The sequence below is a fragment of the Klebsiella sp. P1927 genome (genome assembly GCF_018204675.1).
Taxonomy (GTDB): Bacteria; Pseudomonadota; Gammaproteobacteria; order Enterobacterales; family Enterobacteriaceae; genus Klebsiella; species Klebsiella pneumoniae.
On the sequence record NZ_CP073377.1, the window covers coordinates 2,172,983 to 2,189,056 of the forward strand.

Consider the following 16,074-nt stretch of genomic DNA (forward strand, 5'->3'; position numbering starts at 1 on the left):
GCGATGGACAAACCGGGAGTCCTGCCAGTTACTTCCTCAGCGTCGGCGCCGTGCTGTGAATCTCATGCACGCGTTTACGCACACCAAACCAGCCAGCCACCAGCAATACCGCCAGCAGCGGAATTGATCCTATGGTGTAGGTACCGTTCGGATAATCGAAGGCCATCAGCACCAGCACGCTGAACAGGAACAGCAGCGTCAGCCAGGAGGTGAACGGCGCCCCCGGCATTCTGAAGCTGACCTTTGCCGCTTTCCCTTCCTTGATCGCTTTGCGCAGACGCATCTGACACACCACGATAAAGCCCCAGGAGGCAATGATCCCCAGCGAGGCGACGTTGAGTACGATCTCAAATACCTGAGATGGCACCAGATAGTTGAGGAAAACCCCGACTACATATACCCCCAGCGTCGCCAGGATCCCGGCGTAAGGGACGTGGTGACGGCTCATCTTCGACATAAACTTCGGCGCGGAGCCTCCCATCGACATCGAGCGCAGAATACGCCCGGTACTGTAGAGACCCGAGTTAAGGCTGGAGAGGGCCGCGGTTAACACCACGATGTTCATCACGCTGCCGATATATGGCACGCCCAGCTTTGAGAAGAAGGTAACGAACGGGCTCTGTCCGGCCTGGTAGGCGTTCCACGGCAGAAGCAGCACCAGCAACACCACCGAACCGACATAGAACAGACCGATACGCCAGATCACGCTGTTGATGGCCTTCGGCACCATTGTCTCCGGATCCTTACACTCTCCGGCCGCGGTCCCCACCAGCTCGATGGAGGCGAAGGCGAAGACCACCCCCTGCACCAGCACCAGCGCCGGCAGGAGGCCGTGCGGGAAGAAGCCGCCGTTATCGGTGATCAGATGGAAGCCGGTGGCATTGCCGTCCAGCGGCTTACCGGAGCCGAGGAAAATGGTGCCGACCACGAGAAAGGCGACGATCGCCAGCACCTTAACCAGCGCGAACCAGAACTCCATTTCGGCGAACCACTTCACGCCGATCATATTCATGGTGCCGACGATAGCCAGCGCGCCGAGGGCGAAGACCCACTGCGGCACATCGCCAAACGCGCCCCAGTAGTGCATATACAGCGCCACGGCGGTGATATCGACAATCCCGGTCATCGCCCAGTTAACGAAGTACATCCAGCCGGCCACGTAAGCGGCTTTTTCACCGAGGAACTCCCTTGCATAAGAGACGAAGCTGCCGCTCGAGGGGCGGTGGAGGACCAGTTCGCCGAGGGCGCGAAGAATAAAGAAGGAGAAGATGCCGCAGACCAGATAGACCAGGGCGAGCGCTGGCCCTGCCATTTGTAAACGTGCCCCGGCACCGAGGAACAAACCGGTACCGATGGCGCCGCCGATGGCGATCATCTGTACCTGACGGTTGCCCATCGCTTTGTGATAACCCGCTTCATGTGAGTTAAGCCAGTGGCGTTTTGCAGCATGATGCTCCGCTGCATTTTCGTGTTTCGTATTCATTGATGTATCAGTTTCCTGTCAATGCCCATGTTTGCAGCCGGAATGGAGGACGGCTGGCACATTATGCTGGCTTTCTCATCATTCTGACGTAGGAGATAAGCTCAGACATGGCGCTGAATCCTACACGTAACCTAATAGTTACGCACCTAAAACATTTACCGAGAGCATTTGACAGATTTATCAATGAGATCAGCGTCGCAGAGTTTCCAGTAACAGCGTGAAAGCGCTGGTATGCTGGCGCCGGCTGGGGTAATAGAGATGGTAGCCGGGGAAGGCGGGGGTCCACTCCGCCAGCACCCGCACCAGCCGGCCGCTGGCTAAGGCCTCCGCCACGCAGTCATCCGGAACGTAGGCCAGCCCAAGGCCCGCCTCCGCCGCGTCGATGCGCTGCGGCAGGCTGTTGAGGATCAGCTGTCCCTCCACCCGCACCTGAATCTCCCGGTCATCGCGGGCAAATTCCCAGGCGTAAAGTCCCCCTCGTGTCGGCAGGCGCAGATTGATGCAGCGATGTTGGGCAAGATCCTAGGGCGTTTGCGGCGTACCGGCCCGCTGCAGATAGGCCGGCGAACCCACCACCGCCATCCGCATATCCGGGGCGATGCGCACGGCAATCATGTCTTTTGCCACCTGTTCGCCGAGACGCACCCCGGCGTCGAAGCGGTCACCCACGATATCCGTGAGCCCATTATCAACAGTGATTTCGATGTTAATATCAGGATATTGCAGCATAAATGGCTTTAGCGCCGGCCAGAGTACCGCGCTGGCGGCATGCTCTCCGGCGGTAATGCGCAGGTTGCCCGCCGGGCGTTCTCGGGTGTCTCGCAATGCAGCCAGGGCCTGCTCGATCTCTTCCAGATGCGGACCGAGGCGCTGAATCAGTCGCTCGCCCGCTTCGGTCGGCACCACGCTGCGGGTGGTGCGGGTCAACAGCCGGACATCGAGCCGCGTTTCGAGATGGCGCATGGCATGGCTGAGCGCCGACTGCGACACGCCAAGCTGGGCCGCCGCGCGGGTAAAGCTGCGTTCACGCGCCACCACCATAAAGGAGAGCAGATCGTTTACGTTCTCTTTTAGCATAATCTTTCCGGATTGATGAATACTGCTCACAGGTACGCAGAGTGTATGCCCGGCCTGAGGATTGTGCCAGCCTGATGGCCGGACGCAGTGGAGCAGAATGGTTATGGCGGATGATTTATTCCTCTGTGCAGGGCAGGTATTGTAATAGGCCCAAAAAACGCCAGCGCCAGGTGAACCGACATTCGCTGGCGCGGCATGACCGGGGGGACGGCAGCCCGAAAGATGATCCAAGAGTATCGCCAGGCAGAGTCTGGTAACCGGGGAGAAACAGAGATGAATATCAACGTGGTCGGCACCAGCGGCTCAGGCAAATCCACTTTGGCCCGGCGCCTGGCGCACAGGCTGGAATTACCCTGGATCGAGCTCGATCGCTTGTACTGGCGGCCGAACTGGCAGGGCGCGCCGGATGAGGCATTTTTCGCCGCCATTGCCGCCGCGACGGCCACGCCGGGCTGGGTGCTGGATGGCAATTACAATCGCAGCCGCAGCGTTAAATGGCGTGCGGTGGATTTGGTGATCTGGGTAGATTATGGTTTCTGGCGCACGCTGCGCCAGGCGGTATGGCGGGCGGCGAGCCGGGCGTGGCGACATCAGGAGCTGTGGCCGGGCACGGGCAACTGCGAGAGCTTTCGCCGTTCGTTCTGCAGCCGGGAGTCCATCATCCTCTGGACGCTGAAAACCTGGCGGCAGCATCGCCGACGCTATCTGGCCGTTATGCAGGATCCGCAATATCGTCATATTCGCTTCGTCCGGGTGCGCAATCCGCGGCAGGCCGAGGCGCTGCTCCGCGAGCTGGAAGCGCAGCGTTCAGCCGGGCATATCTAATTTTCAGCAGTACACATGTGAATTAATTGTTTCTCAATAGTTAGCAAAGATTTTAATAATGCAGGCACGTACTTTCATATGAGCCTGCGAAATGTCTTATCGAATCAGTATTCTGGATAAAAGTCCGCTTGCCGCCGGGGAAACCGCCGCGCAGGCGCTGGCGCGTACATTAACGCTGGCGCAACACGCCGAAGCCTGGGGCTACCACCGCTTCTGGGTCGCCGAACACCACAATACCGATCAGCTGGCGAGCCCCTCGCCGGAGCTGGTTATCGCCTGGCTGCTGGGCCACACCCGGCGGATCCGTCTTGGGTCCGGCGGCGTCATGCTCCAGCACTATAGCCCCTATAAGGTCGCGGAAAACTTTAACCTGCTGGCCGCCCTCGCGCCGGGCCGCATCGATCTCGGGGTCGGCAAGGCGCCTGGCGGCCTGCCGCTCTCCACCCGCGCCCTGCAGCAGGGCCTGCATCAAGAGGAGAAAGGGACCTTTGCCGATCAGCTGGCGCAGCTGGATAACTGGCTGTCGCTGACTGAGCCCGGGGGAGAGGAGAGCCTACGCGCCACGCCGATCCCGCCGCGCCGGGCAGATGGTTTTCTGCTCGGCGCCAGCCTGGAGAGTGCTGAACTGGCCGCCCGCCTTGACTGGAACTTTGTCTTTGCCGCCCATCTCAATGGCGACAGCGCGCTGCGCCGTGCCGTGTTCAACCGCTGGCGCGAGCTCAGCCCACGTGAGGCGATGGTCGCCGTCCAGGTGGTGGTTGCTGACGATCCGGCCACCGCCGCCGCGCTGGCGCAGCAGGTCGAGGTGTGGGGCGTCGAGCTGGAGAACGGCCAGCGGGTGACCGTCGGCAGTGAGGCGCAGGCCGTCGCTTTTGCCCGCCAGGCCGGCAGCCGACCGACGCGCATTGCCCGCCGTGAATCTTCGCTGATCTCCGGTACTCCCGAACAGGTTAAAGCCCGGCTTGACGCGCTGCAGGCGGAAGAACAGTTGGATGAACTCATCATTGATACCCCCATTAGCGACGGGCCAGCGCGCCTGCACTCCCTGCGCCTGCTGGCGCAGGCTCACTACGGCAAGGAGGTGCTGAATGTCCTTTGAACAACAACTGATTAGCTGGCGGCGCGAGCTGCACCAGAACCCGGAGCTCTCCCTGCAGGAGGTGGCCACCACCGCGCGGATCCGCGACTGGCTGCAGAGCGGCGGGCTGACCCTGCTGCCCTACGATCTGAAAACCGGGCTGGTCGCCGAAGTCGGCAGCGGCGACAAGGTGATTGCCCTGCGGGCGGACATCGACGCGTTGCCCATCGAGGAGGCGACCGGTCTGCCTTACCGCTCGCAGAATCAAGGGGTAATGCATGCCTGCGGCCACGATATTCACACCAGCGTGATGCTGGGGGCGGCGCTGCTGCTGAAGGAGCGGGAAGCGGAACTCCCGGGGCGGGTGCGGATCCTGTTTCAGCCGGCAGAGGAAAATTTTGGCGGGGCGAAAACCCTGATCCGCGCCGGGGCGCTGGAGGAGGTGTCGGCGATCTTTGGTATGCACAATGAGCCCGGCCTGCCGGTGGGCGAATTTGCCACCCGCGGCGGCGCGTTCTACGCCAACGTCGATCGCTTCGTCTTCAAAGTGACCGGGAAGGGGGCGCATGCCGCCCGCCCACATGAAGGAAAGGATGCGATCCTGCTGGCCAGCCAGCTGGTGACGGTGCTGCAGAGCGTGGCCAGCCGGGAAGTGAACACCCTCGACTCGGTGGTGCTCAGCGTGACGCGGATCCAGGGAGGCAATACCTGGAACGTGCTGCCGGAGAGCGTCGAGCTGGAGGGGACGCTGCGCACCCACAGCAGTGAAGTGCAGCAGCGGGTCAAGGCCCGGGTCAGCGAGATTGCCGCCGGTTTCGCCAGCGCCTTTGGCGCGCAGATTGACGTCTTCTGGTACGCCGGCCCGACGGCGCTGGTCAACGACGCCCGCTGGGCCGACTTCGCCAGCGAGGTGGCAGCCCGGGCCGGGTACCGCACCCACCATGCCGATCTGCATCTCGGCGGCGAAGATTTTGCGGTCTATCTTCAGCATATTCCCGGGGCGTTCGTCAGCATCGGCAGCGCCAGCGAATATGGTTTGCACCATCCGGCATTTAATCCGGATGAACGGCTGATTGCGCCCGCGGCGCACTATTTCGCCCGTCTCGCGGAAGAAGCGTTACAACACATTTAACGAATGACAGGGGAAGGGGTAGCTATGTCTGAAAATCGACAATTGCGTCTGGGAACCATATTGCATGGCGCATCGGGAAATATGTCCGCCTGGCGTCATCCGGCGGCCCAGGCGGACGCCAGTATTAATTTTGATTTCGTCACCCAGACGGCGCTAAAAGCAGAAGCGGGGAAGCTGGATTTTATTTTTGTCGCCGACGGTTTATATATTAACGAAAAATCGATTCCCCATTTTTTAAATCGCTTCGAACCCTTAACGGTACTTTCCGCGCTGGCCGCGATCACCCGGCGACTGGGGCTGGTGGGGACCTTATCGACTTCGTACAGCGAGCCGTTTACTACCGCCCGCCAGTTCGCCAGCCTTGACCATTTAAGCCAGGGACGGGCGGGGTGGAACGTGGTCACTTCCCCGCTGGAAGGGTCGGCGAAAAACTTCTCCCGGGCCCAACATCCGGATCATGCGCTGCGCTATCGCATTGCCGATGAATATCTGCAGGTGGTGAAAGGCTTATGGGATTCATGGGAAGAAGACGCCTTTGTGCGCAATAAGGAGACTGGCCAGTTCTTTGATAAAAATAAACTGCATACGCTCGACCACCACGGCGATTTCTTTAAAGTTGCCGGGCCGCTGAATATTGCCCGCACGCCGCAGGGCCGACCGATTATTTTCCAGGCCGGCGCGTCGGATGACGGCAAAAAATTAGCCGCGCGCCACGCCGATGCCATTTTTACTCATCAGGACTCGCTGGCCGAGGCGCAGGCATTTTATCGGGATGTCAAAAGCCAACTCGCCGCATATCAGCGCAGTCCGGACCAACTGCATATTTTCCAGGGCGTCAGCGTCATCGTCGGGGATGACGCCGAGGACGCGGAGCGGCAGTACCAGACCACCGCGGCGTTGGTCTCCATCGAAGATGCGCTGAATTATCTCGGGCGCTATTTCGAACACCATGACTTTTCGCAGTACCCGCTTGATGAACCGTTCCCGGATATTGGCGACCTCGGACAAAACAGCTTCCGCAGTACCACCGACGAGATTAAACGTCACGCCCGCGAGCGGGGCTTAACCCTGCGCCAGGTGGCTCTGGAGGCAGCCAGCCCGCGTCCGCGCTTTACCGGCACCGCCAGCGATGTCGCTGATGGCCTGCAACTGTGGTTCGAGCAGCACGCGGCGGACGGCTTCATTATTCAGGGCGGCACGCCGGAAACCTTCCCGCGCTTTGTGGATGAGGTGGTTCCGCTGTTACAGGCGCGCGGACTGTTCCGTCGCGACTATCCGGGCACCACCCTGCGGGAAAGTCTGGGTCTGGCGCTACCCGCTAATCAATTCCAAAAATAATAAAAGAGAATCACGCTATGCAGAAAACAACACTCTTGCTGGCCGTCGCGTTGGCATTTAGCGCCTCATCGTGGGGTCAGGACGTCAAGATCAATGGCACCGGAGTGAGCCTGGAGGCCAACAAAACGCCGATTCACACAGCGAAAAATCCGCAGGCCATTGCCCTGTTGCCGCAAGATCTGCATCTGGCGGTGCCGGGGAAATTCACCGTCGCGGTGGCGGCCCTGAACTCTCCGCCGCTGACGGTCTTTGCCGATGACAACAAAACCCTGCTCGGCAGCGAGGCGGATATCGCTCGGCTGGTGGCGGAGAGCCTCGGGCTGGAAGTAAACGTGGTTCCCACTTCATGGGAAGACTGGCCGCTGGGGGTCACCTCCGGCAAATATGATGCCGCGATCAGCAATATTACCGTCACCAAAGAGCGGAAAGAGAAGTTCGATTTCGCCACCTACCGCAAAGACTCGCTGGGCTTCTACGTCAAAAGCACCAGCCCGCTGAGCAAGATTGACAAAGCGGAAGATATCGCCGGGCTAAAGATTATTGTCGGCTCCGGCACCAACCAGGAGGCGATCCTGCTGGCGTGGAACGCGGAGAACGTCAAGAAGGGGCTGAAGCCGTTTATCCCGGTCTACACCAAGGATGATGCCGCCCAGACGCTGGCCCTGCAGACCGGACGAGCCGACGCCTTCTTCGGCCCCAACGTGATTGGCGCGTGGAAGGCGGCGCTGACCGGCAAAACCAAACTGGTGGGCAGCGTCGATGGCGGCTGGCCAAAAGCGGCGCACATCGCGGTAACGCTGAAAAAAGACAGCGGGCTGGTGAATGCCGTCCAGGCGGCGCTGAACGGGGCTATCGCCAGCGGGGACTACGCCAAAGTGCTTAACCGCTGGGGCGAAGGGGTGGAAAGCATTCCGCAATCGGAAATCAATCCGCCCGGACTGGGCGACTGACAGGAGGCGCGATGAGCGAAGCATTCCGCGATATTTCTCCGGAGGCTCCGGAGCTGCAGCCGATTATTAGCGGGCTGTTTGCCGAATATGCCGCCCGCTACGGCGACTATTTTTCCCGCGATGCGGAAGTGGAGTTAAGTGAGTGGTATGTGCCGCCGCAGGGGCTGTTTATTGTCCTTGAGCGTGAGGGCGAAATTATCGCCACCGGCGCGTATAAGCCGAAGGATCGCCACACCGCGGAGATCAAGCGTATCTGGACGCACCGCCGTCTGCGCCAGCAGGGGCTGGCGGCGAAGGTGGTCCAGGAGCTGGAACGACGGGCGGTGCTGGCCGGGTACAGCCATATCTACCTGACCACCGGTTTCCGTCAGCCGGAGGCGGTAAAGCTCTATCTCAGCCAGGGGTATGAGGCGCAGTTTGATCTCACGCGAGACCCGGAAGAGTACAGTCAGCCGCCGTACGATGGCCGGCTGCGGTTCACTAAAGCGCTGGCGGTGAGCGCCTACAGCCACAGCGCCTGAGGAGGCATTATGCATTCATCTGAAACGATCAAAGTGGTGCCGGCGCGCTATCCGCTGCGGGTGGTCGGGGCTCTGGTCGCCCTGCTGGTGCTGGCGGTGGTGATCCAGTCGGTGGCCTTTAACCCGCGCTGGGAGTGGGGCGTCTTCGCCCGCTGGTTCTTCGACCCGGTGATCCTCGAGGGGCTGGGGCAAACCCTGCTCCTGACCCTGCTCGGCACGGTGCTAAGCGTGATCTTCGGCGGCCTGCTGGCGCTGGCCCGTTTGTCCTCATCGTGGCTGCTCAGCAGTCTCGCCTGGGGCTATATCTGGCTGTTTCGCTCGCTGCCGCTGATTGTGGTGCTGATCATTCTCTATAACTTTTCCTATCTCTACGACACCCTGTCGCTGGGGATCCCGTTTACCGGCGTCACCTGGGCCAGCTATCAGACCATTAACGTGCTGGGGCAATTCTCCACGGCGGTGGTGGGCCTGACCCTGGTGCAGAGCGCCTATACCGCGGAGATTATTCGCGGCGGCTTTCTTGGCGTCGACCACGGGCAGTATGAAGCCGCCGCCGCGCTGGGGCTACCCGCCTGGCGGCGCACGCTGCGCATTATTCTGCCGCAGGCGCTGCGCACCATCCTGCCATCCGGCTTCAACGAGATCATCAGTCTGGCCAAGGGAACGGCGATGGTGTACGTCCTGGCGATGCCGGAGTTGTTCTACACCATCCAGATGATCTACAACCGTACCCAGGAGGTGATCCCGCTGTTGATGGTCGGCGCCGCCTGGTATCTGGCGATCACCAGCGTCCTCTCCGCCATTCAGTATCTGGTGGAACGGGGCCTGGCGCGCAGCGAGCGCCGCTCGGCGGTAAACAGCGCCCGCAGCAGCCGTCTGAATCAACCCGCACGTCAACCACAGCCGCAGGAGGCCGTTCATGCCCAGCTCTCATAATGGCCATATCTCTATGACCGGGGTCAGCAAATACTATGGCCGCCACAAGGCGCTGGACGATGTGTCGCTGGAGATCCCCCCGGGCACGGTGACGGTGATCCTCGGCCCTTCCGGCTCGGGCAAGTCCACGCTGCTGCGCACCATAAATCACCTCGAACGGGTCGATGAGGGATTTATTCAGATTGACGGCGACTATATCGGCTATCGCCGCAAAGGCGACAAGCTGTATGAGATGAAAGAGAAGGAGATCCTCCGCCAGCGGATCAACGTCGGCTACGTGTTCCAGAACTTTAATCTGTTTCCGCACCTGACGGTGCTGGAGAACCTGATAGAGGCGCCGATCGCCCACCAGCAGGTCACGCGCAAAGAGGCCATTGCCCGCGCCTATGAGCTACTGGACGTCGTCGGACTGCGCAATAAAGCCGACGCCTGGTCGCGGCATCTCTCCGGCGGCCAGCAGCAGCGTATCGCCATTGCACGGGCGCTGGCGCTGAACCCGCGGGTGATCCTGTTTGATGAGCCCACTTCGGCGCTGGATCCGGAGCTGGTGGGCGAGGTACTGGATGTCATCAAGAAGCTGGCGCGATCGGGCACCACCCTGGTGGTGGTCACCCATGAGATTGGCTTTGCCCGCGAGGTGGCCGACCAGGTGGTGTTTATGGTCGACGGCAGGATCGTCGAGCAGGGCAGCAGCGACGAGGTGCTCAACCATCCGCAGCATCCGCGTACCCGGCAGTTTTTATCCAGGGTGCTGCCGTCATGAACAGAGCGCTAATGACCCTTGTTCTCAGCGCTTTTGCCATGAGCGCTTACGCGGCGCTGGATCTGCGCGCCAATGAGCAGCCATTGCCGGTCACCCGCGACCCGCAGGCGATAGCGAAAATTCCGCCGGGCTATCGCTTCGTCGAGCCGGGGACGCTAACGGTGGCGATCTCGGCGCTCAATTCGCCGCCGCTGGCCCTGCTGGCCAGCGACAACCGCACGCGGATCGGTAGCGACCCGGATATAGCCCGCCTGCTGGCCGGAAGCCTTGGCCTGAAGCTCAGGCTGGTGCCCACCGCGTGGGAGGACTGGCCGCTGGGCATCGCCTCCGGCCGCTACGATGTGGCGCTGATCAATATCGCGGTGACCGAGAAGCGCAAAGAGAAGTTCGATTTTGCGACTTACCGGGTGGACTCCCTGGCCTTCTCGGTGAAATCCACCAGCGATATCGCCGCGGTAAACGGACCCGCCGATCTCGCGGGGCGCAAAGTGATCGTCGGGTCCGGCACCAATCAGGAGCGGATCCTGCTGGGCTGGAACGAGGACAACCGCGCCGCCGGACGGCCGCAGGCCCAGCCGGTCTACCTGACCGATGATGCCTCCGGCAACCTCTATATCCAGTCCGGGCGGGCGGATATCTTTTTCGGCCCGCAGTCGGTGGCAGCCTATAAAGCGGCGCTTAACGGCCAGACCCGGGTGGTGGGCCTGGGGCCGAAAAAAGCGTGGGTGGCGACAACCACCAAAAAAGGCAACGGTCTGGTCTATGCCCTGCAGGCGGCTCTCGACGGGGCGATTGCCCGCGGTGAATATCAGCAGGTGCTGGCGCGTTGGGGGGAGCAGGGCGAAGCGGTGGCGCAGTCGGTGGTCAACCCGCCGGGGATAACCTACTAACCCCCAGTGGCATGGTGTGCCGGGTGGGTGAGCGGCAAATTTCTGCCTACACTTAGGCTTTACCCTGGAGGCAGACCATGATAACCGTTTATGGCGTGCCGGGATGGGGCTCGACGATTAGCGAGCTGATGCTCTCCCTGGCCGATATTCCCTACGAGGTGGTTGACGTGGAGGGCTTTGACCAGCCCGGTCCGGCGCGCGAGCGTCTGCGACAGATTAATCCGCTGTGCCAGGTGCCCACCCTGAGGCTGGCCGACGGGAGCATCATGACCGAAACCGCCGCCATCGCGCTGATGATCCTCGACCAGCGTCCCGATCTGGCCCCCGCGCCGGGGACGCCACAGCGTCCGCAGTTTCAGCGCCTGCTGGTCTGGCTGGTGGCCAATGTCTATCCTACCTTTACCTATGCCGATTACCCGGAACGCTGGGCGCCCGCCGCCGCGGAGCAGCTGGTGGAGAATTGTCGCCAGTACCGGAAAAATCTCTATCTCTGGTTCGAACAGCAGCTGGCCGCCGGGCCGTGGGCGCTGGGCGCGTCGGTAACGTTGCTGGATTGCTATATCGCGGCGATGTACCGCTGGGGACCCCGCCAGGCGTGGTTTGACGACCACGCGCCAAAATTCGCCGCCATCGCCCGGGCGGTCTGTCAGCGACCGGAGCTGGCCGCGGCGCTACGCCGTAACAAGCTGATTTAACGCACGCGATGCCAACCAGAACGGCCATTCTGTGGTAGCGTTATGGCTCTGATCACAAGGAGTCTTTGCTATGCCGCATGTTGATATTAAATGTTTTCCCCGTGAACTGACTGATGAACAAAAAACCGCGCTGGCCGCCGACATCACTGAGGTGCTGATCCGCCATCTGAACAGCAAAGAGAGCGCCGTCAGCGTCGCACTCACTCAGGTTGAGCCGGACGCGTGGCAGGCCGTGTGGGACAGTGAGATCGCCCCGCAGATGGCGCAGTTGATTAAGAAGCCGGGTTATAGCATGTAACCCGACACCCGGAGGCGATGCTGCGCATTTGTCCGGGCTACGCGCTCTCAGCGGTCTGCAGTTCCGTAGCCCGGGCAAGGCGCTTTGCGCCGCCCCCGGGGAGGGGCTTCTCCGGCGACGCACTGAGAGAAACAGCATGTTCATCTATCCTAAGCGCCAGAGAGCCAACCGAGGTGGGTATGAAAGACGAATTGTTTGCCGATCTGCTGGCGAGTGCAGAAGAAATGGTCAGGATCGAGAAAGGTGAACAAATGCCGATGGAGCAGCACGTTCATACCTTCAGCGAAATTGACGTGAAAGCGATACGTGAAGCCACAGGTTTAAAACAGCAGGACTTTGCAGCGGCCGTTGGCGTTAGCTACGAGTTGGTTAAAAGCTGGGAAACGAAACGACGTCACCCAACCGGTGCAGCCAGAAAACTGCTTTTATTGCTTCAGGGTAATCCATTGATTATCAACTTGTTGAAGGTTGTTTGAAAGGTTATTCTTCGCAAGGAAAATGGCAGAGTTTGCCCTCTTTCGTAACCGGGGCCTTTAAAAAGGAGTGCATTACGTATGGAAACCAGCGATTCTATTTTGTAAGAAATCAAGAAATACAGCGCTCATATTGATAGGTTTAGAGCGCGAGCAAACACTCATGGTATCTGGTTGTTTATTGCTACCCTTGGATGCTGGGGGGTAACTGAGCCCAGTATTCGGATATTAGCATTCGTTATGCTTTTCTTTATTTTTTTTGTTTCTTCTACACGGTAGCTTTCCAGGTGAAAAGCGAACGTTTAAAAAGATTCACGATGATATAAAAAATAAAATAGTTGATAATTTAACACCAGAACAACAGCAAGAAAGGTTTCACGATCTTCTCATCGTTGAGAAAAAACGAAAGTCACTTGTTGGAATTATAAAAACAACCTTTATCTTTTTAGCCTGTTATGGTTTTTATTTTATGAGTTTATATTACTTCATACAGCACTGGCATAGTGACAAAGTAACAGCGTGTATTTAAATCAACCCGTCCTGGCATTTGAGCCGGACGGGCCGTTTGATTAAAACCAAATCTCCGTCTGCACGCCGAAGTTCCATGTCCCACCGGCGGTAAAGCCTTTGCTGCCGAAATCGTCATTTATCGCGTAGCGATCCAGCGCTTTATCCCAGTTCATCCAGGTGGCAAAGAAGCGGATTTCCGGCCGCGCCTTGATATCCAGCACATCGCCCACTTTAAAGGTGGGGGCGAAGGTCAGCTTGTAGAAATCACCGCGCACCGCCTGATACTGATAAACGTTGTCATTATAGCGATAGCTGCGCCCGTTCGGATTGAGATCCATATACTGCCACGAGGCCTCATACAGCAGGGCGAAGTGAGCGGAGATCCCCTGTGATACCCGCAGGTTAAACGTCGCCCAGTCGTAGCGGTCGCCGTCGCGATAGCGGTCTTCGCTATGCTGGGCTATCACCGACGGCGCCAGCTGCCAGTTTTTCCCCAACGGCAGGATGCCATACGACGCAAAGCGCAGGGAGGCCGCGTTCTCGGTCAGATCGCCATCGCTCCCCGGCTGACGCGCTTCGGCGCCCAGCCCGACGCCGTATTGCAGGGCGCTTTCAGACACCCCCGGCGCCAGGCCGTAGAACTGCTGTTTGTCGTGCAGGGCCAGCATCGCGTAGTAGCCGTTTTTGGCGGTGTTATCGCTGCGCAGGGCATAGCTCCCGGTGGTCGAGGTATTATCTTTCAGGTCATCGTTGCCCTGGGCGGTCATCACCGTGGTCATCAGTTGCCAGTTGCCGTAAAAATGGTTGGCGGTGAACAGCAGATTCTGGATGTCATTATCCGCGTAATTATCGCTGCCAAGGTCGCCGAAGTTACGCGCATACACCGAATAGTCGCCGCGCAGGCCGCTTCCCCAGTCAACATCATTGATCCCGCCGCCGGTACCGCCGAGGAACATGATGTCGCTATCGGTAAAGTGGATATCGAAGTTATCCCGATCGAAGCGCTTGCCGGCCCAAATTGAGGCGCGTTTTAACGGACCGGTGAATTCGGCAAAGTTACCCATCTCGACGTACAGCTGACGAATGTTCAGATGGTGGCTGTCGTTATCCTGAACCCACGGATCCGGGTTGGTGGCCCCGTCGGCGAGCATGGTCTTGAAGCGCGCCCATGAGCCATCGTTGAAGGTGAGCTTTTTGCCGAAGCTCAGCTCAGCGTAATTATCTTTTTCGTTACCGAGACGACCGACATGGGCATCGCCGTTGAGCGAACTGGCCGGGGAGACGCCTGGCCCGCCGCGGGCGCCTTTGCCATGGCTGTTGACTAACATCCCGGAACGGGCGTAGGCGTTAAAGGTAAACCCATCGTCCGGGGCGCGCTTCGCCAGCTGCTCGCTCAGTTGCTGATTAGTGGCCTGCTGTTTTTGTTCGCGAGCCGTGGTCTGCTGGCTGAGCGCCTGCACCTGCTGCTCCGCCGCCGCGGCGCGCTGCTCGGCGGCGGCAGTTTGCTGTTCTGCCCGCTGCGCGCGGCGGCTGGCCTCGCTGGCCTGCTGTTCAGCGAGATTGAGGCGCGCTTCCAGCTGCGCCAGCCGTTGCTCCACGCTCAAGCCGGCGGCGCTGACGCTGATGAGCGGAAAAAGGGCGCAGCAAACCGCTGCGCTAATCACAGAGATACGCATAAAAATCCTTAATTTATCCAGAGGTTAAATCAGCGGGGGCGCCTTACATGGCGGGGGATTCTCCGGCGGTCGGGGCCGGGGCTGGCGAGGCGCCGCGTCCGGCATCAAGGTCGGCACGAATCTGCTCATACTGATCGTCGAGGCGGTAGAAGCGGCCCATCCACAGCATCGAGGCGAGGATCAATAGCGCCGGAATGTATAGATAGCAGGCCTTGATGGCCAACAGGGCGCTGTCGCTCTGCGTGTGGTTGGCGATATAGCCGCTGGAGGAGAGCAGCACGCCGGTGATAGCCCCGGCACCAGCCATCGCCACCTTGCCGAGAAAACCGTTTATCGAGGTCAGGATCCCTGCGGTATTAATCCCGGTTTTCCACACGCCGTAATCCACCGGGTCGGCCTGCATCGAGAAATAGATAGCCGTGCGTTGGCCGGCGCCGAGGGAGAGGATCACGGCCCCGACGATCAGTCCCAGAACGTGGGCGCCAGACACCATCATAATCCCCATCCCGAGCAGATTGACCGCGCTGGCCACCAGATAGACATGACGTTTTTTCATGCGTCGGGCCAGCAGCGGGACGGTGAGGGTGCCGAGCAGGGGAACGAAGGTGGAGATCCCGGCGATAACCGCCGTCAGCTCGGTATTCCCGACGTAATAATGGAAGAAGTACACCAGGGCTCCGGTCTGAAAGAAAAAGGCACCCCACATCAGAAAGATATTGCTGGCGAAGACCCACCACGGACGATTGGCGCGCAGACTAATCCAGGCGCGTTTCAGGGTCATGCGCTCCCCGGTAAGGGTGATCTTTTCTTCGACGTTGCGAAAGCTCACCAGCAGGAAAAAGGCCGCCAGTACGCCAAAAATCACCGCGGTATAGAGGAATCCCTGCTGCTGGTTGCCTTTGCCTAGCATGCCGACCAGCGGCAGCGTAGCCACGGCGACGATGGTGGCGCCAAGGGAGCCCAGCAAAATGCGCACCGCCGACAGCGTGGTGCGTTCTGCGGAATCACTGGTTAAAAACGGCAGCATGGCGCAGAACGGAATATTCACCAGGGTGTAGAGGAACGACAGACACAGATAGGTGACAAAGGCGTACAGCAGTTTGCCGGTGGTGCCGAAATCCGGCACATAAAAGGCCAGAATACACAGCAGGCCAAAAGGCAGGGCGCCGATCAGCAGCCAGGGGCGGCAGCGCCCCCAGCGGGTGGTGGTATTGTCGATCACCAGCCCCATCAGCACGTCGGCCACGCCGTCTACCAGCCGGGTGACCAGGAACATCAGGCCGACATAATAGGCCGGGAGACCCATGACGTCGGTGTAAAAGAACATCAGCTACAGAGAGATCATCTGCCACACAAGGTTGCAGGAGAGATCGGCAATGCCATAGCCAAGGCGCTGCCGCCACAGGGTAAACGTTGTTTCTGCCATAAA

The 16,074-nt window shown here is 59.9% G+C and carries 12 protein-coding genes and 3 pseudogenes; 11 read left to right on the top strand and 4 right to left on the bottom strand.

Features of this window, described 5'->3' with window-relative positions:
• Window positions 1-28 precede the first annotated feature (28 nt).
• Both ansP and KB892_RS11030 read right to left on the bottom strand, forming a co-directional pair.
• Entirely contained in the window at window positions 29-1,483 is a 1,455-nt protein-coding gene (ansP, locus tag KB892_RS11025; RefSeq protein ID WP_002906778.1) for an L-asparagine permease, read from the bottom strand.
• Window positions 1,484-1,672: 189 nt separating this feature from the next.
• Window positions 1,673-2,560 (bottom strand): annotated as a pseudogene (locus KB892_RS11030) (LysR family transcriptional regulator).
• 273 nt (window positions 2,561-2,833) lie between these two features.
• Here KB892_RS11030 and KB892_RS11035 point away from each other — a divergent pair.
• The 11 genes and pseudogenes from KB892_RS11035 (at window position 2,834) to nadS (ending at window position 12,462) form a co-directional block, all read left to right on the top strand.
• Window positions 2,834-3,385: a P-loop NTPase family protein gene (locus KB892_RS11035; RefSeq protein WP_004200078.1), complete on the top strand. Its 552-nt coding sequence runs from the start codon at window positions 2,834-2,836 to the stop codon at window positions 3,383-3,385.
• Between the two features lie 91 nt (window positions 3,386-3,476).
• Window positions 3,477-4,484 (top strand): MsnO8 family LLM class oxidoreductase, encoded by a 1,008-nt coding sequence (locus tag KB892_RS11040; RefSeq protein ID WP_004151219.1) that lies wholly within the window; start codon window positions 3,477-3,479, stop codon window positions 4,482-4,484.
• Window positions 4,474-5,595 carry a M20 peptidase aminoacylase family protein gene (locus tag KB892_RS11045; RefSeq protein ID WP_004200077.1) on the top strand — a complete coding sequence of 374 codons (1,122 nt, stop codon included), beginning with the start codon at window positions 4,474-4,476 and terminating at the stop codon, window positions 5,593-5,595. Before KB892_RS11040 ends, KB892_RS11045 begins: the two co-directional genes overlap by 11 nt.
• Window positions 5,596-5,619: 24 nt before the next feature.
• Window positions 5,620-7,883, top strand: a pseudogene (locus KB892_RS31095) (NtaA/DmoA family FMN-dependent monooxygenase).
• A gap of 11 nt (window positions 7,884-7,894) precedes the next feature.
• Window positions 7,895-8,404, top strand: coding sequence for a GNAT family N-acetyltransferase (locus KB892_RS11060; RefSeq protein ID WP_002906702.1), 510 nt, complete (start codon window positions 7,895-7,897; stop codon window positions 8,402-8,404).
• Between the two features lie 9 nt (window positions 8,405-8,413).
• On the top strand, window positions 8,414-9,340 hold the full coding sequence (locus KB892_RS11065) for an amino acid ABC transporter permease (RefSeq protein WP_004189808.1): 927 nt from the start codon (window positions 8,414-8,416) through the stop codon (window positions 9,338-9,340).
• Window positions 9,324-10,103: an amino acid ABC transporter ATP-binding protein gene (locus KB892_RS11070; protein WP_004200076.1), complete on the top strand. Its 780-nt coding sequence runs from the start codon at window positions 9,324-9,326 to the stop codon at window positions 10,101-10,103. The genes KB892_RS11065 and KB892_RS11070 overlap by 17 nt, the downstream gene beginning before the upstream one ends.
• Before the next feature lie 38 nt (window positions 10,104-10,141).
• Window positions 10,142-10,993 carry a transporter substrate-binding domain-containing protein gene (locus KB892_RS11075; protein WP_014343117.1) on the top strand — a complete coding sequence of 284 codons (852 nt, stop codon included), beginning with the start codon at window positions 10,142-10,144 and terminating at the stop codon, window positions 10,991-10,993.
• Window positions 10,994-11,070: 77 nt separating this feature from the next.
• Window positions 11,071-11,688: a glutathione S-transferase family protein gene (locus tag KB892_RS11080; protein WP_004175955.1), complete on the top strand. Its 618-nt coding sequence runs from the start codon at window positions 11,071-11,073 to the stop codon at window positions 11,686-11,688.
• A gap of 70 nt (window positions 11,689-11,758) precedes the next feature.
• Complete coding sequence (gene pptA, locus KB892_RS11085; RefSeq protein WP_002906690.1) at window positions 11,759-11,986, top strand: tautomerase PptA; 228 nt, start codon at window positions 11,759-11,761, stop codon at window positions 11,984-11,986.
• 179 nt (window positions 11,987-12,165) lie between these two features.
• On the top strand, window positions 12,166-12,462 hold the full coding sequence (gene nadS / locus KB892_RS11090) for a NadS family protein (protein WP_004148529.1): 297 nt from the start codon (window positions 12,166-12,168) through the stop codon (window positions 12,460-12,462).
• 566 nt (window positions 12,463-13,028) lie between these two features.
• On the opposite strand, the gene KB892_RS11095 is transcribed toward nadS, so the two are convergent.
• Both KB892_RS11095 and KB892_RS11100 read right to left on the bottom strand, forming a co-directional pair.
• Window positions 13,029-14,645: a carbohydrate porin gene (locus KB892_RS11095; protein ID WP_004151221.1), complete on the bottom strand. Its 1,617-nt coding sequence runs from the start codon at window positions 14,643-14,645 to the stop codon at window positions 13,029-13,031.
• Between the two features lie 43 nt (window positions 14,646-14,688).
• Window positions 14,689-16,071: pseudogene (locus tag KB892_RS11100) on the bottom strand (MFS transporter).
• Window positions 16,072-16,074 lie beyond the last annotated feature (3 nt).